The sequence below is a fragment of the Nocardia sp. GP40 genome, assembly GCF_050434125.1.
Taxonomy (GTDB): Bacteria; Actinomycetota; Actinomycetes; order Mycobacteriales; family Mycobacteriaceae; genus Nocardia; species Nocardia albiluteola.
Window position 1 is genome coordinate 251,644 of sequence record NZ_JBNPVW010000011.1, and the last position, 18,786, is coordinate 270,429.

The following is an 18,786-nucleotide window of genomic DNA, read 5'->3' on the forward strand; positions in this document are numbered from 1 at the left end:
ATCTGGCGATGACCACCGAGAGTATCGATGCGCGCGGCCTGGCGCGCTCCCTGATGGCCAAGCACAGCGGCGGTGCGGCCACCTCCCCGGCAACGGCCGCATCCACCCCCGAACCGTCCCCCTCGGGGGCGACGCCGACAACCGTGCGGCAGCACTCGTTTCGGGACCACCCCGGTGTGATCGACGCGCAGAAGTGGGACAGGCTCACCGAATACACCCGCGCGGTAGGCGTTCCGAACCCCTACTTCCTGCCGCACGAGGGCATCAGCGGGCCCATCACCAGCTTCGCGGGCCGCGAGATGCTCAACTTCTCCAGCTTCGGCTACCTGGACCTGGCCGCCGAACCCCGCGTGCACGCCGCCGCCATCGAGGCGATCGGACGCTACGGGACCTCCGCGGCCGCGGTCCGGATGGTCGCCGGTGAACTGCCGCTCTACGGCGAGCTCGAGAGCGAGATCGCACGCATCTACGACACCGATGCCGCGATCGTCACCGCGAGCGGATTCCTCACCAACGCCGCTGCGATCGCCTTCCTGCTCGACAAGCGCGACCTCGCGGTGTGCGATTCGCTGATCCACAACAGCATGGTCTCGGGTACCGAATGGGCGGGCTGCAAGCGAGTCACGTTCCGGCACAACGATCCCGACTCGCTCGATGCCATCCTCAGCATGTCGCGGCGCAGCTTCGACCGCGTGCTGGTGCTGCTCGAGGGCGTCTACAGCATGGACGGCGACGTCGTGCGGCTGCCCGAGATCATCGAGGTGGCGCGAAAGCACAACTGCTCGATCATGATCGACGAGGCGCATTCGTTCGGCGTGCTCGGCGACCGCGGGCTCGGCGTGCGTGAGATGTTCGACCTGCCCGGCGACGCGGTCGATGTCTGGATGGGCACGCTGTCCAAGGCGATCGGCAGCGTCGGCGGGTATCTCGCGGCCAACCGGGAACTGGTGGAGGGATTCAAATACTCCGCACCGGGCCTGAGCATGTACACCGCCTCGCCCGCGCCCTCGGCCGCGGCGGCGGCCCTGGAGGCGCTGGCGGTGCTGCACGATGAGCCCGGACGCGTTGCGGCGCTGCGGCACAACGGGCAGTACTTCCTGCGCCGGGCCCGCGAGTTCGGGTTCGACACCGGCCACGGCGAGGGCACCCCGATCACGCCGATCATGATCGGGGACGACCAGCGGGCCCTGAAAGCCTCACTGGGACTGGTGGAACGCGGCCTGATGGTCAATGCTATCGGCCATCCGGTGGTCCCCGCCGGGGAGCAACGCCTGCGGTTCTTCATCAACTGCCGGCACACCGAGGAGCAGCTCGATCACGCGTTGAACACCCTGCGTCAGGTGCTCGACGATCTGTCCACGGAAGAAGAACACCAGCAGTGAAACTACGCATCACATCCCCGCTTCTGCGGAAAGCATTGGTGCCCTTGGTGTCCCTGACACTGATGGGCGCGATATTCGTGCCGGCGCATTCGATCATGGTGCCGCCGGTCTCCAGCGATCCCACCGGCCCGCTGGCCGCCCGGTTCCACTTCACGCCGATGCCGATCGCGGAGCCACCCGGGTTGCCCGCGCACACCATCCGCGACGTGGAACCCCGGTACCAACACCTCACGGCCTGGTTGTCCACGGTCAATTCGGCGGTCGCGATCAACGACCTGGAGGGCAACGGCAAGGACGACGACCTGTGCATCGTCGACTCCCGGTCCGACAAGGTGATCGTGACCCCCGCGCCGGACAGCGACACCAGTCGTTTCGCGCCGTTCGTCCTCGATCCCTCACCGCTGCCGATGGACGACAGGATGCAGCCGTCCGGTTGCGTGCCGGGCGATTTCGACCACTCGGGCCGGATGGGCCTGATGGTCTACTACGGCGGCCGCACCCCGATCCTGTTCCTGCCGCGCGCGGGCGCAACACATCTGGACAACAACGCGTTCAAACCCGTTGAGCTGGTGCCCTCCCCGGCCGGCCCGAACGGGACCTACCAGGGTGCGCGCTGGTTCACCCTGGCCGCATCGGTCGCCGACTTCGACGGCAGCGGCAATCCGAGCATCTTCCTCGGAAATTACTTCCCGGACAGCGATTTCATCAGCCACGACGGCAAACTCCCCCTGACGCTGAACGAATCGTTCTCCAACTCGACCAATGCCGGTGGCGACCATCTGCTCGCCTTCCAGCACGGCACCGGCGGCGCCGACCCCACCGCCGACTACCGGGAGGTGTTCAACGCCTTCCCGCCGGGCACCACCAACGGCTGGACCCTCGCCGCGGCCGCACAGGACCTCACCGGTGAGCAGCTGCCGTCGCTGTACGTGGCCAACGACATGGGCCACGGCCACCTGTTCGTCAACGAATCCACCCCGGGGAACTTCAAGTTCCGGCTCGCCGACGGGCAGCGCGGCTGGACCGACCCCAAGTCGTTCGTGCTGGGCAACGGCTCGTTCAAGGGGATGGGCGCCGACTTCGGCGATCTGACCGGCAACGGCATGCCCGACCTGTTCGTGAGCAATATCGCGCAGCGATGGGGTGTCATGGAGGCGAACTTCGCCTTCTACAACACCGCGAACAACACGAAAGACGCCGCCGCGCAACTGCATGCCGGAATCGCGCCGTTCAAGAACGAATCGGTGAACAAGGGTCTGGCCTGGGACGGCTGGGGCTGGGACAACAAGATCGCCGACTTCGACAACAGCGGCCGCCCCCAGATCGTGCAGAGCAACGGCATGTTCAAGGGCAAGGTCAGCCGCTGGCCTCAGCTGCAGGAAATGGTCACCATGAACGACGTCCTGACCAAGTACCCCTGGGCCTGGCCGAATTACACCGCCGAGGGCGATCTGGCCGGGAACAACCGGATGGGGTTCTTCGCCCAGGACGCCAACGGCAAGTTCACCAACATCTCCCCCGCGCTCGGCGTCTTCGACCCGACCCCGACCCGCGGCATCGCCGTGGGCGACTCGACCGGCAACGGCGCGCTGAGCTTTGCGGTGGCCCGCCAGTGGCAGGCGCCGATGTACTACCGCAACGACTCTCCGGACCGTGGGCAGTACCTCGGGCTGAAGCTGTTCACGCCGGCGACCAACGCCACGCCCGGCGAGACGTCCATCGCCGGTAAGCCGGTGCTGGGCTCCCCCACCCTCGGCGCGGAGGTGTGGGTGACCACCCCGGACGGCCGCAAGCACGTGGCACAGCTCGACGGTGGCAGCGGCCACTCCGGAAAGCGCTCCACCGATATCCATCTCGGCCTGGGCACCATCGATCCCGCTGTGCCGCTGCAGGTTCAGATCTCCTGGCGTGACAACCAGGGCGGCACCCACACCCAGCAGTTGCCGCTGCGGCCCGGTGCGCACACCCTCGTTCTCGACTCCGATGCCCGGGAGGTCCAGCAGTGAGCGTCGAAACCAACGGCCACGCCGAAACGAACGGCCATGCCGAGTCCAACGGCCACGCCGACACCAACGGCAGTTCCGCGGCAGTTGCCGTGAGCACAAACGGCAATGGCTCGCCGCCCGCCCCCGCCGCGAAGACCTGGCGGCAGAAGTGGCTGGGCGTCAACAAGGAGGGCAGGGACCCCCGCTATCTGGCATTGCGCAACTTCGCGGGCTCGCTGACCGTCTTCAATGTCATCGGATTCGCATTCCTCGGCTTCGAACAGCCGTGGCTCTGGCCGTTTCTGGCGCTCGCCACCGCGTATTCGGTGGAACTGATCCTCGAGACGCTGGCGGCGTGGGCATATGACCGCCCTGCGGCCTACCGCGGCAACGGATTACGCGGGCTGATGATTTTCCTGATGCCCGCGCACATCACGGGTCTCGCGCTCAACTTCCTGGTGTACGCGGCCGACAGCTTCTGGCCGGTGATGTTCGGCATCACCGTCGCGGTCGGCACCAAGTGGGTGTTGCGCGCCAAGATCAACGGCAAGGTCCGGCACTTCATGAACCCGTCGAACTTCGGGATCGTGGTGGCGCTGTTGGTCTTTCCCGCATTCGCCATCGTGGGCCCGTACCACTTCGTGGAGAACCTGCACGGCCCCGCGCATCCGCTGATCGTGATCGGCCTGCTGATGACGGGCACCATGCTGAACGCGAAGCTGACCAAGAAGATGCCGCTGATCGCCGCCTGGCTGGGCGCATTCGTCCTGCAGGCGGTGGTGCGCGGACTGATCGACCCGCATATCGCGATCATCTCGGCGATCCTGCCGATGACCGGGCTGGCCTTCGTGCTCTACACCAACTACATGATCACCGACCCGGCGACCTCACCGTTCGCCAAGCGGGACCAGATCGCGTTCGGCGCCTCGGTCGGCATCATGTACGGGATCCTGATGGCCCTGCACGTGTCCTACGATCTGTTCTTCGCGCTGGTGATCGTGTGCGCGTGCCGCGGAATCTTCTGGTGGTCGCGCAACATTCGCGAATGGCTCGAAAAGCGCAGGCAGGCAGCCGAGCCCGCCGCGCCCACCCCGGCCCCCGAGGTTCTCGAACCCGTCGCGGCTCCGTCTTGACCCGCGAAAATCTCTGAGCCGCACAAAGAATCGAGAATCATGCCTTCGATATTCGGACCATTGCGCTCCACGCTGCTCGGCACCCGGATCACCGAGCCGCCCCTCGAGAGCCGCCCCGGCTTCGTCCAGCCCAACGCGGCGACCGCCGCCGAGTTGGAGCGGGTGGCCACTCACCTGGCCCAGGGCATCGACCAGGCGGTGCGCACCAAGGACAACGACGAGCTGATCGCGCTGATCAACCAGAAGCCCGAGCAGTACCGGGGTTTCGCGTTCGAGGGCGCGGCCACGGGCCTGGCCGCGGTCGATTCGATCACCCCGTTCAGTCATCGGGCGCACGACCTGATCACCGGGCCCGCCGCCCAGCACGACCTCACCATGTATGTGGGCGTCGGGCTGGCGCTGGGCCGGATCCCGAGGCCCATCTGGCGCAAGGTCTTTCCGAGACACCAGACCTACCGGTGGCTCGCGCTGGACGGGTACGGCTTCTACAACGCCTTCTTCCGCACCGAGAAGTGGGTCGGCCGCCATCACGTCGATCAGCGGTTCCCGGGCTGGATGGGTGATGCGGCGCCGCTGAAGCGCGCGGTCGACCAGGGCATCGGCCGCGCGCTGTGGTTCATCAGCGGCGGCTCCCCCGAGGGTGTCGCGAAACTCGTCGACGAATTCGACGAGAGCAGGCACGCGGATCTGTGGAGCGGCATCGGCATCGCCACCACCTTCGCCGGCGGTGTCGAGGTCGCCGATCTCGAGGCCATCCTCGCCCGGGTGCCGCAGTTCCGGGAGCCACTGGCCGCCGGCGCGGCCATGGTCGCGAAGATCCGCACCCGGGCCGACAGCGCCACCCCGCACACCCACGTCGCGGTGAGCACCTACTGTGCCGGACGCACCCTCGACGAGGCCGTCGCTCTCGTGGATCGGGCGTTCGACGACGTGCCGCAGGACGGCACCGCCATCGGCTACCAGCGGTGGCGCGACCGCCTGGGCGAACTCGCCGCGACGAAGGGCTGAGCATGAACTGGACCGACCAACACGTCATCGTCACCGGAGGATCGGAGGGCATCGGCGCGGCCGTGGCCGCTGCGTTCGCCGAACGCGGCGCGAAGGTGTCGATCATCGCCCGGCGCGAGGACGCGCTGCGGGCGACCGCGGAGCGCATCGGCGCCGAGTGGCACGTCGCCGACGTCACCGACCGCGAGGGGCTGGCCGCCGCGATCAAGGAACTCGAGGCACGCCACGGTGACTGCGTGGCGCTGGCGTGCTGCGCGGGCCTCACGCTGCCCGGACTGTTCCTGGACGTCGACGCCGACGAGTTCGGTATCCAGATGGATGCCAACTATCTCGGCTCGGTGCACGCGATCCGGGCTGTGCTGCCGGGGATGGTGCAGCGCGGCGGCGGCCGCATCCTGCTGACCAGCTCCACCTCCGCGTTCATGGGCATCCCCGGCTACTCGAGCTACGGCCCTACCAAGGGCGCGGTGCGGCAGCTCGGGCTCTGCCTGCGCTACGAACTCGAACCCGTGGGGGTGCGCGTCTCGGTGCTCTATCCGGCCGATACCGACACCCCGGGGCTGGCACGCGAGAACCTGCGCAAGCCGGTCGAGACCAAGGCCGTCACGGGATCGATCGCGCCGATGCCGGCCGAGCGGGTCGGCGCGGCGGCGGTCCGGGGCCTGGAACGGGGGCGTCCGCACATCGCGGTGGATCCGCTCACGGCGTTCCTGATGCACTGGGCCAACGGGGTCGAAGACGTGTCCCGGCCGTTCTTCCGCCGCAGCATCGCCCGCGCCCGCCGCAAGGCGGCGGGCGGCGGCCGATGACCGTGGCGGGCGGGCGTCACCGAGACGCGAAGTAACCGGCCGCGGGCAGGATCGAGGTCCACGCCAGCGGCACCACGGCCAGCGAGAAGACCTTCGCATCACGGATCACTGCCACCGCTTCGTCCAGCGGCTTGCCCCGGACGCCATTGATCATGCGAAGCAGATAGACCCCCAACATGACGACCGCCGCGAGATAGGGGATATATACCCAGGAGAATCCGACGACCGGGAACGTCACCCCGACGACAATGCCCGCGCCGATCACCAGTTGCGCGAGCGCCACTCCCAGTGACGGCAACAGCCCGATCGCACGCGGAAAACTATAGATGCCGTGCTCGGTATCCTCCGGTATATCCTCTGCCGAGTTCACCACGGATACCGAGTTCGCCGCGACGGCAATTCCGATGACGATAACCAGCGACATCCAGTCGAAGGGCCTGTCGCGCACCCGGAGCAGGGTAATTCCGGGCAGGATGAGCAGACTCATCGCGATGACGACTATGTGCCATATTCCGGTGCTCTTCAAATGCAGCGGCGGCAGCGAATATTGAAAGCTGATGATAATCAGCAGTCCGCCCCAAATCACCAGATCCAGATGACGGGTCGATGCGACCAGCCAGGCGAGGATCAGGACCATGACGATCAGGTGCGCCAGCACCAGCCGGTTCATTCGCGGTATACCGAGATCGCGCACCGCGTGGGCCAGCCGGGTCTTGAAATCCAGGTCCTGCCAGCGGTCGGCCATGGCGTTCACCAGGTTGCCGCATTGGAAGTACACGCTGACGAACACGATGGTCGCGATGGTCCGCAGCGAGAAGACCTCGGCCTGGGTGTGCACGCTCAGCACGACTATGGCCGCCATAATGCCGACACTCATCGGCAGCAACTCGAACCGGCACACAGTCAGCACGAGCCGCAATTTTTCCATCGGGGAAAGGTCGCGGCCGGACTCCCCGGGACCGGCCGAGAATACCCGGCGACACTCGGCAACGGAACTAGAGAGCATCAATTCTCCAACTCTTCGGATGAAATCCGTCCACCCGCGCACAATACAAGCCATTCCAACCTACGACAATCCCAATGACTATCGCGTCGATAGTCGAGAAATTGCACCGGCTGGAAACGCACTCAGGCCAAGCCGCGGCGGCGGTCGGCCTGCTCGCGCATCTGCGCCGCGGCGGCCTCCATCTCGGGCGTGATCTTGAAGTGGCCACCCCAGGCGTTGAGGTCGCCGGGGGCGTACTCCGGAACGGGCAGGATCTGGCGCAGCAGCTTGTCGGGCAGGCCGCGGCGGCGCCACTCGCGCGGGTAGCCCAGCGACACCTCCTCGTGCCGCACGCCCTCGTGGAAGGTGGTGCGCGGGATGTGCAGGTGGCCGTAGACCGAGCACACCGCGTTGTAGCGGATGTGCCAATCCTCGGTGAGGTCGGTGCCGCACCACAGCGCGAACTCCGGATACCACAGCATCCGAGTGGGTTCGCGCAGCAGCGGCCAGTGGTTGATCAGCACCACCGGGTTGCCGGGAGCCAGGGCGTCGAGGCGGCGCTCGGTGTACTGCACGCGGGCGTGGCACCAGGCGTCGCGGGACAGATACGGCTCGGACGAGAGTAGGTACTCGTCGGTGGCGACCACGTTGCGGTCGCGGGCCAGGCTCAGTGCCTCGGCCTTGGTGGTGGTCCCGTCGGGCCTCCACGAGTAGTCGTAGAGCACGAACATCGGGGCCAGCGTCACCGCGCCGCCGTGCGCCTCGGCGCCGGCGCCCTCCCACACCGGATACGGATCCTCGGGGGTCAACACGTCCAGATCCCGGCACATCGACACCAGATAGTCGTAGCGGGCCGCGCCGTGCATCTGCACGGAATCCTTGGGGGTGGTCCACAATTCGTGATTCCCGGGCACCCAGATCAGCTTCGCGAACCGCTCCCGCAGCGTCTGCAGCGCCCAGCGGATTTCCTCGGTCTTCTCCCCGACGTCACCGGCCAGGATCAGCCAATCCTCCGGCGAATCGGCGCGGATCGCCTCGACCACGGGCTTGTTGCCCTGATGACCGACGTGCACATCGCTCACCGCCATCAACTTCGGAACCACCCGCCACAACCTCTCTGCTCGCCTGCGCGCGCCTCACGGCAACCGAGGCAACAACCTCCACATTCCCATGCCCTGCCGCCGCCCTGCCATCCAGCCCGCTGCCCTGAGGTCGGGTCGATCCCCGCCCGCCGTCCGGGTGCGTTCGCGACCTCCGCATTGTGCCGAACCGACCGGAGGCCCGTAGGGCCGACAGACGTGCACTGGCGCAGGCTTCAGCAGTACCAGCTCCGCTACAATTGGACGGCCGATGGGTGAAAAGGGGGAGATACCATGGTGATCGGTTCCATCCACGGTGAAATATAGATGGCCCCAACTGTATTGACTGTCGACCCCGACGTCTACTACCGGGCCGCCCGCCAGCTCATCGCGCTGAGCACCGACATCCATACCGCCGTCGGCCGCGACCTGGTTTCCCAGCTCGCCGCCACCGCAGGCATGAGCGGAAACTATCCGGCGGTGGCGACATGGAACGGTGCCTACCGCCAGCACGCGGACGATGTCCGCGACGCGACGGTGAACTATGCCGCCGCCCTGCAACACTTCGCCGACATCCTCAACATCGCCGGCTACAACTGGCAGGACGCCGAATACAACGCAAACGTCAGCGCCGACAAGGGATCACCACCACAGCGCCCCACACCCACCGCACCGAATCCGCTGAACTTCCCCGACATCCCGGACCCGAACGGCGACAACGGCCCCGGCCTGGTAATCACATCCCATAACTCCAGTCCGAGCCCGTGGACGGGAGCCCCGAACGGTCGCGCCGACGCCCTCCAGGCCGCCTCCACCACTTGGAACACCTTCGCCAACAGCGCTGAGCTGTCGAACGCGCCCCATACACTCACTGCGGTGCGAGATTCCTTCAACGGTATCCAGGCCACCGAGATTCCCGACATACAAGAGGCCCTGGAGGCGCTCCGCAGCGGCGCGATACAGATTACCGACGCCGCGGAGAGTCTCGGTACCCAGCTTCGCAACCATCGCGACGACCTCATCGACGCCCGCACACAACTGTGCGCATCCGCCGCGGCTGCGTTCCCCGGCCATCCCGGCGTCCAGGTGTCCGCGACGAGCGATAACACCTCGGTCCACGTTTCCGTGGCCGCGGACCTCGATGCGGTCGACATCGACAACGCCGAGTCGATCTTCACCGCCGCTGAAGAATGCACCGGGCTGTTCAGCACCCTCAACGCCGCGGGCGATGTCCGTCACGCCTTGGTCGACCCGAGCGCCCTGAGCGTTCTGCCGAAGCTGAAGGCGCTCACGCAGTTACCGCTGCTCGTCGCGGACGGAAGCCCGATCCGGAATGCCAAACTGGTCGGAGAATTGGACAACATCACCACGTGGGAGACCCCCGCCCCCACCCTGACCGCCGAGAACCTCAGCGCGCTGGACAAGTACGGCCCGCAGATGAAGAAATGGGCGATGCTCTCGGTGAAGTACGGCAACGAGGCCGGAGTCGATCCGCGCATGGTCCTGGCCATGGCACTGCAGGAGGGCGCGCCACTGCGCGCCGGCTACGACAAGGGCGAGGGCAAAGATCTCTATACAGCCCTGCAGAATCCGTCGACCTACCATCCGGACCCGGACGGCGCCGGCAAAGGCGCCCTATACGACCAGGTGCGTTTGCGCTTGTCCGAAGTCGGCATCAGTAAGGAGGGCGCGGGGAACTCTATCGGGCTGACCAATATGAAGGAAAGGCCGTTCAACGAGGTCAAAGATAAATACCCGGACCAATTCCGGGGGAAGCAGTGGTCCGATCTGGCCGGGAACGATGATCTCGCTCTCAAGGCGACCGCATACAATCTGAAAATGCTCAACACCGACGCGGCAAACCAGGCCTTGCCGAGGGTTCAGGCCAGTCAACCTTTGGATCAGTTCCTCGGATCCGGATACAACGCCTGGGGAATCGTTAGAAACTCTCAGAGAGTCGCCGATGGCGGTTCGTTTGCGCCGAACGAGGTCGAGCATGGTAAGAGCACTGTGAGCGTCGCTGCACTCGCAGACCAAATCCTTTGCGGGAGCGGGGCTTACCGGTGAGCTTCCGATCCAAGCACAGGAACATCTGGTACCGATTGACGTGGCTCGTCCTCGCCGTGGTGATTATTCTGAGTCTCCTGATTTTTGGTTATTATCGCTTCGAATCTTGGCACAACCGTCCCAGCCAAACCTGGCACCTGACCAATTCCGTCACCGTTGCCGGGTTCAACCGGTTGGCAGTTATCGATGACCCTGTGGATGTCCCCATGGCCGTAGCGTATTTCATCGGCCCTCCACCGAAACCGGATCCTCTGGCGGTCGTTACGGTACCGACTATTCAGCTGGCTACGGCACCGGTGCCCGACCTCGGACGACCGCACGATACGCGCAGCCTTGTTACCGCAGGAGGGTTTCGCCCGGACGGATGTGGAGCAATTGTGTCGTACGATTCGGATCCACGACCCGAGGTCGACTTCATGAAAGACGAACACCACATTTCGATTCTCACCAAACAGCAAATCACCGACGTACTCAACGGCACCAAGGTGTTCATAAAAATAGTCGTCAGCGACTGCGGACAGTGACCGGGACCGTCTACCCACACCGCCGAGCCGACCTCAATCCCCGCGCAGCATCGAGCCGTTGACACTCTGCGCGGTGCTGTAGTGTCCGTGGGCCCGGCGGAGCCCCTCGCGCATGGCGGCAACGCCCTCGGCGAACTCCCTTGCGCCGACCGCCCATTCACGATGCGCTGTCTCGTGCGCGGTGGCGGCCGCACCCGACCAGGAGCCCTCATGCACCGCAGCTGCTCGCCGGTCGAGATCGTCCAGACGGTCGGTGAGGAATGTGGCCAGATTCGCCAGGTGGGTAACCAGGCTGTCGAGTTGATCGAGGTCGACGCTGAATGGTTCGGTCATGGTAGATCCAGACTCGAGAGGTGGTCGGCGAACTGGTCGTCCTGGCGGGTGTAGGCATGCGCAGTGAAGCCGAGCGTGGACGCTATCGTCGTCAACGCGTCGATGATCTTATCCCCGCCATCCTGACACTCGCTCCAGCCGCTCGAGAAACCGGCCGATGCCGTTCCCGTCCAACCCTTTTCGGTTACGGTCTGGACCTGGCGACCGGCCTCGGCCAACGCCGAGCGCAGCTCGCCAGCCAACTCGTGGGCGTACTTGCCCAGCGCCACAACATCATCCGGCACAACCGATAGTTCCGGATCGCCCCCCACGCCACTCATGCGCGGAGGCTACCACGAGAAGCGCATGGGTGCGACCAAGCCAGATCAATCCTCTCGTCGCCTGCCCCGAACCTACGGCTCGGATGGGGGGTTTCGCACCGGCAGCTCCGCCCCCACCCGCGCCCAGCGCCCGGACAGCGCGCGCCAGCCGACCGCGAACAGACGAGCGACGATGAAGGTGCTCAACCCGGCCCAGATTCCGGCGACGCCCCAGTGGCAGACCAGCGACAGCCAGATCACCGGCAGGAAGCCGAGCAGGCCGGCGGCCATGGTGGTGGTGCGCAGGTAGGCGGCATCGCCCGCGCCCAGGAGCACCCCGTCCAGGGCGAAGACCACACCGCCGATGGGTACGAGGGGGACGAAGAACCACCAGATGACGTGGACGCGCTCGAGCACGTGCGGGTCGGCGGTGAACAGCTGCGGGATCAGCGCGCCGCCCGCGGCGAAGATCACCGCCAGGATCAGGGCGAACACGGTCGACCAGAGGGTGACCCGCCGCGCCAGCCGCCGCGCGCCGGCCGCGTCGCCCGCACCCAGGGTCGCGCCTACCAGGGTCTGCGCGGCGATCGCGAGCGAATCCAGGGTGAGCCCGAGGAAGTTCCACAGCTGCAGCACCAGCTGATGCGCCGCCACCGAGGCCGCGCCGAATCGGGCCGCGACCGCGCCCGCGGAGACGAAGCAAGCCTGAAAGGCGAAGCTGCGCATGATCAGATCGCGGCCCAGCCGGAGCTGATCGCGCATGATCGGGGGGTGCGGCGCCAACGGAACCCGTTGGCGCACCAGGGCACTCACGAACAGCCCGCCCGCCACCAACTGCCCCGTCAGATTCGCCACCGCCGATCCGGCCAGCCCGAGCCGCGGCGCACCCAGCAACCCGTGCACCAGCATCAGGCACAGCACGCCCGACACCGCGAATCCGCCGATCACATAGGCCAGCGGCCGCCGCGTCTGCTGCACGCCGCGCATCCACCCGTTGCCCGCGTTGGCCAGCAGGATCAGCGGAACGCCGAACGCGGCGATCCGCACCCAGCGCAGCGTCTGGTCCGCGATATCCGCGCCGCCCGCGATCGCATGGGTGATCGGCCCCGCGAAGACCTGCAGCACCACGACGATCGCCAGCCCCACCCCGATCGCCAGCCAGCTGGCCTGCACGCCCTCCCCCACGGCCCCGGGCGTATCGCCCGCCCCGTGCCGCCGCGCGGCCCGCGCCGTGGTGCCGTAACTCAGAAACGTCAGCTGCGTGCTCACCAGCCCCAGAATCAGCCCGCCCACGGCGAGCCCGGCCAGCGCCAGCGCCCCCAGCCGGCCCACCACGGCCATATCGAACAGCAGGTAGATCGGCTCCGCGACCAGCACCCCCAGCGTCGGAATCGCGATCCGCAGAATCCGCCCCGGCCCCGCGTCCACCGGATTGCCGGCAGCCTCCCCGGCATCCACCTCCATCGCAGCCCCATCACCAGCCATGGCGCACAGCATACGAACCACCACCGACACCCTCTCGCGGCGCTACAGCACGATGCGGGACGACCAGGCATCATGAGGTCATGGACAGCCATCTGACGGTCACCCCTGACGGCAACGAGGGCGGCGAGGCGGTCCCGCAGAGCAGATGGCGGTTCGTACATCGTCAGGACTTCGCGGCAACGCCGGACAACGCTCCGACCGTCAACCTCGAAGCATTCCGGGCAGACCAGGAGGCGGCAATCGACAATGCCGCTACCAGTCCTTATGACCGCTGATCCGTCGAGTCCCGATGACGTGTCCGTGGAACCGCGACAACGGAATTCGGGTCAGCCGATCAACGCGGCGCGCAGTCAGGCCGGCTCGAGCGCAGTAACCAGCGCGGCGAGCAACTCTTCCTGCGCCCCTGTCGCGGTGTAGCCCGCGGCGTAGCGGTGGCCGCCGCCGCCTAGGCGGGCGGCGACCTGCGCGACGTCGACGCCGTCGTCCGTGCCGATGGCGCTGTCGCGGGAGCGGAGCGAGACGGTCCAGCGCTCGGGTGTCACGCGGGATTCCTTGAATACCACGGCGATCGCGGCCTCGGCGGTGGTGCGGATGACGTCGATGACGCTCTCAACCTCCTCCGAACGCACCTCGCCGATGTCCTCGCGGCGCACGAATACCGAGACCAGGCCCGCACCCCCGGCCGCGGCCGGGTCGATCCGCGCGGTGTCCAGCACCCTGGAGAGCATGCGGAGCCAGCCGAACGGGTGGGTGTCCATCAGGGTGCGGGTGATGCCCGCGCCGTCGATGCCGGTCGCCAGCAATCGCTCAGCAAGCCGGTGGGTGCCCGGGCCAGCCCACTTGAAGGATCCGGTATCGGTGACCAGGCCCGCGAACAGGCAGTGGGCGATGTCCCGGTCGATCGGCACGCCCCAGGCGTCGAATATCCGCGCCAGCAGCGCCGTGGTGGACTCCGCGGTCGGATCCACGACGTTCACGGTGCCGAAGCAGGTGTTGGAGCGGTGATGGTCGAGCACCAGAGTCGTTGCCGCACCGGCGATCCGGTCGGCCAGCGCGCCCAGGCGACCGGCACTGCCGCAGTCGACCGCGACCAGCACGTCCACCCGCTCGGGCACCCGGTCCGGCGGCACCAGATGTTCGGCGCCCGGCAGCGAGCGCATCGAGACCGGGAGTTCGGCGGGCGCCGCGAACGACACCCGCACCGGGACCCTGCGCCGGTGCAGCACCTGCGCCAACGCCAGCCCGCTGCCGACGGTGTCGGCATCGGGCTGCACGTGACACAGCACCGTGACCGACTCCGCGGCGTCGAGAACCTGCACTGCCGCGGCCAGATCGGCGGCCGGTGTTACTGCTGTCATGAAACGCACCCACAGACCGCGAGGGCGGTCAGTCTTCCTGCTCCGGCTCGATCTTGTAGGGGTCGGCGTCGCCGGCGTGCGTGGCGGTGGCCGCGACCTGTGCGACCCGCTCGTCGACCGCGCGGGCCCGGGCCAGCAATTCCTCCATCTCCCGCGCCGCATCGGGCACGGTGTCCAGGACGAATGCCAGCGTCGGCGTGAATTTGATGCCGGTCGCGGCGCCGACCTTGGAGCGCAGCACGCCCTTGGCCTTCTCCAGGCCCGCGGCGGCGGCCGCGTAATCGGGCTCGGTCTGCAGGTTTTCCCCGAGCACTGTGTAGTAGACGGTCGCCTCGCGCAGATCACCGGTCACCTTCGCATCGGTGACGGTGACGAAACTCAGCCGCGGATCCTTGATTTCGTATTCGATCGCGGTGCCGACGATCGTGACGATCCGCTTCGCGAGTCGGCGTGCCCTGGCCTGATCCACCATGGCTTCCTCCTGGATTAGTCTTCGGGTCCGAAGATCCTGCGGCGTACTGCCAGCAACTCTAACTCCGGACGGGCCGCGACGTGGCGTTCGCATTTGTCCAGCACCTCGGTGAGATGTCCCATCTCGGAGCTGACCATGGCGACGCCCAGTAGTGTGCGGCGATGTTTGTCCTGTTCTCCGCCCTCGGCCGCGCAGACGCCGAAGCGCTGTAGCTCGGCCACTACCGGACGGATCACCGAGCGCTTCTGCTTCAGCGAATGCACTTCGCCGAGCAGGATGTCGAACTCCAGCGCTCCGACGAACAAGGGCTCACCTCTTTGTGTTTCGTGGTTCGGCCACTGCGCGCCGGGCGAAAACCTCTCGCCCGGCGCACAGTTCGACACCTTAGTCCCGCGGCTTCTCCCGAAGCTCGTAGGCCTCGATGACGTCGCCTTCCTTGATGTCGTTGTAGCCCAAGGTGATACCACATTCGAAGCCCTCGCGAGCCTCGGTGACATCATCCTTCTCCCGGCGCAGCGACTGCAGCGTCGTCTCGGCGACCACCATGTTGTCGCGGAGCAGGCGCACCTTGGCGTTGCGCTTGACCGACCCGGAGGTGACCATACAACCGGCGATGTTGCCGAACTTCGAGGACCGGAAGATCGCGCGGATCTCGGCGCGACCCAGCTCGACCTCTTCGTAGATCGGCTTGAGCATGCCCTTGAGGGCCTTCTCGATCTCGTCGATGGCCTGGTAGATCACCGAGTAGTACCGGATGTCCACGCCCTCGCGGTTGGCCAGCTCGGTCGCCTTGCCCTCGGCGCGCACGTTGAACCCGATGATGATCGCGTTCGAGGCCGAGGCCAGGTTGACGTTGGTCTCCGTGACGCCACCGACACCGCGGTCGATGACGCGCAGGCGCACCTCGTCGCCGATGTCGATGCCCAGCAGGGCCTCCTCGAGCGCCTCGACGGTACCCGAGTTGTCGCCCTTGAGGATCAGGTTCAGCTCCGAGGTCTCCTTCAGAGCGGCATCCAGATCTTCCAGGCTGATCCGCTTGCGGCTGCGAGCGGCCAGCGCGTTGCGCTTGCGCGCATTGCGCCGGTCGGCGATCTGGCGGGCGATCCGGTCCTCGTCGACGACCAGGAGGTTGTCACCCGCGCCCGGCACCGACGTGAAGCCGATGACCTGGACCGGCCGCGACGGCAGTGCCGCCACGACGTCCTCGCCGTGCTCGTCGACCATGCGCCGGACGCGACCGTAGGCGTCGCCGGCCACGACCGAGTCGCCGACCCGCAGCGTGCCGCGCTGGATGAGCACGGTCGCCACCGGGCCACGGCCGCGGTCCAGGTGCGCCTCGATGGCCACACCCTGGGCGTCCATGTCCGGGTTCGCCCGCAGGTCCAGGGACGCGTCCGCGGTCAGCAGCACCGCCTCGAGCAGCGCCTCGATGTTGGTGCCCTGCTTGGCGGAGATGTCGACGAACATGGTGTCGCCACCGTATTCCTCGGCCACCAGCCCGTACTCGGTCAGCTGCTGCCGGATCTTGTCCGGGTTGGCGCCTTCCTTGTCGATCTTGTTGACCGCCACCACGATCGGCACGTCGGCCGCCTGGGCGTGGTTGACCGCCTCCACCGTCTGCGGCATGACGCCGTCGTCGGCCGCGACCACGAGGATCGCGATGTCGGTGGCCTTCGCGCCGCGGGCACGCATGGCGGTGAACGCCTCGTGACCCGGGGTGTCGATGAAGGTGATCAGCCGGTCTTCGTCGTTGAGGTGCGTCAGCACCTGGTAGGCGCCGATATGCTGGGTGATGCCGCCGGCCTCGCCCTCGCGGACGTTGGCCTTGCGGATGGTGTCCAGCAGTCGGGTCTTACCGTGGTCGACGTGACCCATGACGGTCACGACCGGCGGACGGATCTCGAGGTCCTCTTCGCCGCCCTCGTCCTCGCCGTAGGTGAGGTCGAAGCTCTCCAGCAGCTCGCGGTCCTCGTCCTCCGGGGAGACCACGTGCACGACGTAGTTCATCTCCGAGCCGAGCAGCTCGAGGGTCTCGTCGTTCACCGACTGGGTCGCGGTGACCATCTCGCCGAGGTTGAACAGCGCCTGCACCAGCGAGGCCGGGTTGGCGTTGATCTTCTCGGCGAAGTCGGACAGCGACGCGCCGCGGGCGAGACGGATGATCTCGCCGTTGCCGCGCGGCAGCCGCACGCCGCCGACGGCGGGCGCCTGCATCGAGTCGTACTCTTGCCGCTTCTGCCGCTTGGACTTGCGACCACGACGCGGGGCGCCACCGGGACGACCGAACGCGCCGGCCGCGCCGCCGCGACCACCCGGGCCACCGGGACGACCGCCACCGCCGCCGCCACCGGGACGACCGCGGAAACCACCGGCCGCGGGAGCGCCCGCACCGGCACCGGGCGCACCGGTACCGCCGCCGCCACCACCACCGCGGTAGCCGCCACCGCCGCCACCACCGGGACGCGGACCACCCTGGCCGCCACCGGGACGACCCGGACGACCGGCGCCCGCCGGACCCGGACGCGCCGCACGCTGCGGCATCGCACCCGGGTTGGGCCGGGGCGGCATCGAGCCGGGGCTGGGCCGCGGACCACCGGGACGCGGGCCACCGCCCTGCGCCGCGGCCGGACGCTGACCGCCCTGACCGCCGGGACCACCCTGCCGCTGGCCGGGACCCGGACGGGGACCGCCCTGGGCCGGACCCGGACGCGGGCCACCGGGGCCCGGGGCCGGACGCGGCGCGGGACGCTCCGGCGCCGAAGAGAAGGGATTATTGCCCACCCGAGGCGTTTTCGGGCCGGGCTTGGGGCCACCCGGACGCGGGCCGCCGCCCTGCGCGGGGGCCGGACGCTGCTGCTGACCGGGACGCGGACCACCGGGGGTCGGGCGCGGACCGGCCGACGGCACGGCGCCCTGCTGCGCGGCGGGCGCCTGGGGCTGCGCCGCGGGGGCCTGGCTCTGCGCGGGTGCGCTGTGCTGCGCCGCGGGCCGGGCCTGCTCCTGCGGAGCGGGCTTGGCGGCGGGGCCGGGCTTGACCGCCAGGCCGGGACGCGCGGACGACGGCGCGGGCGCCGGAGCCTTCGCGGCCGGGGCGACCGAGGGGGACGGCGCGGGAGCCGGAGCCGGCGCGGGGGTGCGCGGTCCCGGACGGGGACCCGGCGTCGCACCGGAGGTGGGCTTGGGCGCCGGACGTCCGGATGGACCGGCGCTGGGCTTCCCAGCCGACTTCGCGGTGCCGTTGGCGGGTTTGGCGCCCAACGATTCCCGCAGGCGACGCGCGACGGGGGCCTCCACCGTCGAGCTCGCCGACTTTACGAACTCGCCCTGCTCCTTGAGCGTTGCGAGTAGTTCTTTGCTCGTGACACCGAGTTCTTTGGCCAACTCGTGCACGCGGGCCTTGCCTGCCACTGCTCTCCTCACTGAGAGGTCGAGCGCGGCAGCCCGTCTTCAAGGACGGGTGGCCCGCACGACCTCGGGTTATCTCCGATGGACGTTCATCGCTGGTACTTCACGGTGTGCTCATGAGTGCTCGTGCCTGTTCTCGACGTAGTGCTCCAGGGCTGAGATATCCAGTTTTCCGGACACTCGTAGTGCTCTGCCGAAGGTTCGGCGCCGTTCTGCCGTGCTCAGACAAGCCGAAGCGGGGTGCAACCAGGCACCCCTTCCGGGAAGTCTGCGCCGCGGATCGGGAACGATCGCAACGCTGTCCAGGCTGGACGACTGCGCCACGATCCGCAACAGATCGGCGGCCAGCTCGCGTTTCCGACATCCGATGCATGTCCGGACGGGTCCGGGCCGCAGTAATCTCGAAGACTCGCGCTGAGCCTGCGTCCACTCTACCGCTGCCATGTCCCGATCTCCGCATCC

18 protein-coding genes are annotated in these 18,786 nt (G+C 67.6%); 8 read left to right on the forward strand and 10 right to left on the reverse strand.

Annotated features, from left to right (window positions below):
* Positions 1-8: 8 nt before the first annotated feature.
* Genes ABH933_RS30415 through ABH933_RS30435 form a run of 5 tightly spaced genes read left to right on the forward strand, consistent with a single transcriptional unit; the run spans position 9 to position 6,317 of the window.
* Positions 9-1,382, forward strand: a complete 1,374-nt coding sequence (locus tag ABH933_RS30415) for an aminotransferase class I/II-fold pyridoxal phosphate-dependent enzyme (protein WP_429422164.1) — start codon at positions 9-11, stop codon at positions 1,380-1,382.
* A gap of 47 nt (positions 1,383-1,429) precedes the next feature.
* Positions 1,430-3,388, forward strand: a complete 1,959-nt coding sequence (locus tag ABH933_RS30420; protein ID WP_429422162.1) for an ASPIC/UnbV domain-containing protein — start codon at positions 1,430-1,432, stop codon at positions 3,386-3,388.
* Positions 3,385-4,500: an enediyne biosynthesis protein gene (locus tag ABH933_RS30425; protein WP_429422160.1), complete on the forward strand. Its 1,116-nt coding sequence runs from the start codon at positions 3,385-3,387 to the stop codon at positions 4,498-4,500. Before ABH933_RS30420 ends, ABH933_RS30425 begins: the two co-directional genes overlap by 4 nt.
* 39 nt (positions 4,501-4,539) lie before the next feature.
* Positions 4,540-5,508: a DUF1702 family protein gene (locus ABH933_RS30430; RefSeq protein ID WP_429422158.1), complete on the forward strand. Its 969-nt coding sequence runs from the start codon at positions 4,540-4,542 to the stop codon at positions 5,506-5,508.
* A gap of 2 nt (positions 5,509-5,510) precedes the next feature.
* Positions 5,511-6,317, forward strand: coding sequence for an SDR family oxidoreductase (locus ABH933_RS30435; RefSeq protein WP_429422157.1), 807 nt, complete (start codon positions 5,511-5,513; stop codon positions 6,315-6,317).
* A 16-nt stretch (positions 6,318-6,333) separates the two neighbouring features.
* On the opposite strand, the gene ABH933_RS30440 is transcribed toward ABH933_RS30435, so the two are convergent.
* Positions 6,334-7,365 carry a UbiA family prenyltransferase gene (locus ABH933_RS30440; protein ID WP_429422155.1) on the reverse strand — a complete coding sequence of 344 codons (1,032 nt, stop codon included), beginning with the start codon at positions 7,363-7,365 and terminating at the stop codon, positions 6,334-6,336.
* Between the two features lie 80 nt (positions 7,366-7,445).
* Complete coding sequence (locus tag ABH933_RS30445) at positions 7,446-8,405, reverse strand: metallophosphoesterase family protein (RefSeq protein WP_429422153.1); 960 nt, start codon at positions 8,403-8,405, stop codon at positions 7,446-7,448.
* A gap of 513 nt (positions 8,406-8,918) precedes the next feature.
* Between ABH933_RS30445 and ABH933_RS30450 the strand changes: the two genes are divergently transcribed.
* A complete protein-coding gene (locus ABH933_RS30450) occupies positions 8,919-10,448 on the forward strand; it encodes a hypothetical protein (RefSeq protein WP_429455170.1) in 1,530 nt (509 codons plus the stop codon).
* 35 nt (positions 10,449-10,483) lie between these two features.
* Positions 10,484-10,972, forward strand: a complete 489-nt coding sequence (locus ABH933_RS30455; RefSeq protein WP_429422149.1) for a hypothetical protein — start codon at positions 10,484-10,486, stop codon at positions 10,970-10,972.
* A 33-nt stretch (positions 10,973-11,005) separates the two neighbouring features.
* Here ABH933_RS30455 and ABH933_RS30460 read toward each other — a convergent pair whose 3' ends face one another.
* From ABH933_RS30460 to ABH933_RS30470, 3 genes are all read right to left on the reverse strand, one after another.
* On the reverse strand, positions 11,006-11,305 hold the full coding sequence (locus ABH933_RS30460; RefSeq protein WP_429422147.1) for a WXG100 family type VII secretion target: 300 nt from the start codon (positions 11,303-11,305) through the stop codon (positions 11,006-11,008).
* A complete protein-coding gene (locus ABH933_RS30465) occupies positions 11,302-11,625 on the reverse strand; it encodes a WXG100 family type VII secretion target (protein WP_429422145.1) in 324 nt (107 codons plus the stop codon). The genes ABH933_RS30460 and ABH933_RS30465 overlap by 4 nt, the downstream gene beginning before the upstream one ends.
* Before the next feature lie 72 nt (positions 11,626-11,697).
* Entirely contained in the window at positions 11,698-13,089 is a 1,392-nt protein-coding gene (locus ABH933_RS30470) for an MATE family efflux transporter (RefSeq protein WP_429422143.1), read from the reverse strand.
* An 80-nt stretch (positions 13,090-13,169) separates the two neighbouring features.
* On the opposite strand from ABH933_RS30470, the gene ABH933_RS30475 reads away from it, so the two are divergent.
* The gene (locus ABH933_RS30475) at positions 13,170-13,364 is read left to right on the forward strand and encodes a hypothetical protein (protein WP_429422141.1); all 195 of its coding nucleotides are present in this window, start codon (positions 13,170-13,172) and stop codon (positions 13,362-13,364) included.
* A gap of 75 nt (positions 13,365-13,439) precedes the next feature.
* Here ABH933_RS30475 and ABH933_RS30480 read toward each other — a convergent pair whose 3' ends face one another.
* The 5 genes from ABH933_RS30480 to ABH933_RS30500 form a co-directional block, all read right to left on the reverse strand.
* The gene (locus ABH933_RS30480) at positions 13,440-14,447 is read right to left on the reverse strand and encodes a DHH family phosphoesterase (protein WP_429422140.1); all 1,008 of its coding nucleotides are present in this window, start codon (positions 14,445-14,447) and stop codon (positions 13,440-13,442) included.
* Positions 14,448-14,475: 28 nt separating this feature from the next.
* The gene (rbfA, locus tag ABH933_RS30485) at positions 14,476-14,919 is read right to left on the reverse strand and encodes a 30S ribosome-binding factor RbfA (RefSeq protein WP_215922415.1); all 444 of its coding nucleotides are present in this window, start codon (positions 14,917-14,919) and stop codon (positions 14,476-14,478) included.
* A 14-nt stretch (positions 14,920-14,933) separates the two neighbouring features.
* The gene (locus ABH933_RS30490; RefSeq protein WP_215922416.1) at positions 14,934-15,224 is read right to left on the reverse strand and encodes a DUF503 domain-containing protein; all 291 of its coding nucleotides are present in this window, start codon (positions 15,222-15,224) and stop codon (positions 14,934-14,936) included.
* A 79-nt stretch (positions 15,225-15,303) separates the two neighbouring features.
* Positions 15,304-18,327 carry a translation initiation factor IF-2 gene (infB, locus tag ABH933_RS30495; protein ID WP_429422138.1) on the reverse strand — a complete coding sequence of 1,008 codons (3,024 nt, stop codon included), beginning with the start codon at positions 18,325-18,327 and terminating at the stop codon, positions 15,304-15,306.
* 111 nt (positions 18,328-18,438) lie between these two features.
* Positions 18,439-18,768, reverse strand: a complete 330-nt coding sequence (locus ABH933_RS30500; RefSeq protein ID WP_429422136.1) for a YlxR family protein — start codon at positions 18,766-18,768, stop codon at positions 18,439-18,441.
* Positions 18,769-18,786: the final 18 nt, after the last annotated feature.

Bases quoted from the DNA above. Each gene is read 5' to 3' on its own strand.
- ABH933_RS30415 (WP_429422164.1), top strand. From the start codon at position 9: ATGACCACCGAGAGTATCGATGCGCGCGGCCTGGCGCGCTCCCTGATG.
- ABH933_RS30430 (WP_429422158.1), top strand. From the start codon at position 4,540: ATGCCTTCGATATTCGGACCATTGCGCTCCACGCTGCTCGGCACCCGG.
- ABH933_RS30435 (WP_429422157.1), top strand. From the start codon at position 5,511: ATGAACTGGACCGACCAACACGTCATCGTCACCGGAGGATCGGAGGGC.
- ABH933_RS30460 (WP_429422147.1), bottom strand. From the start codon at position 11,305: ATGACCGAACCATTCAGCGTCGACCTCGATCAACTCGACAGCCTGGTT.
- ABH933_RS30465 (WP_429422145.1), bottom strand. From the start codon at position 11,625: ATGAGTGGCGTGGGGGGCGATCCGGAACTATCGGTTGTGCCGGATGAT.
- ABH933_RS30470 (WP_429422143.1), bottom strand. From the start codon at position 13,089: ATGGCTGGTGATGGGGCTGCGATGGAGGTGGATGCCGGGGAGGCTGCC.
- ABH933_RS30475 (WP_429422141.1), top strand. From the start codon at position 13,170: ATGGACAGCCATCTGACGGTCACCCCTGACGGCAACGAGGGCGGCGAG.
- ABH933_RS30480 (WP_429422140.1), bottom strand. From the start codon at position 14,447: ATGACAGCAGTAACACCGGCCGCCGATCTGGCCGCGGCAGTGCAGGTT.
- rbfA (WP_215922415.1), bottom strand. From the start codon at position 14,919: ATGGTGGATCAGGCCAGGGCACGCCGACTCGCGAAGCGGATCGTCACG.
- ABH933_RS30500 (WP_429422136.1), bottom strand. From the start codon at position 18,768: ATGGCAGCGGTAGAGTGGACGCAGGCTCAGCGCGAGTCTTCGAGATTA.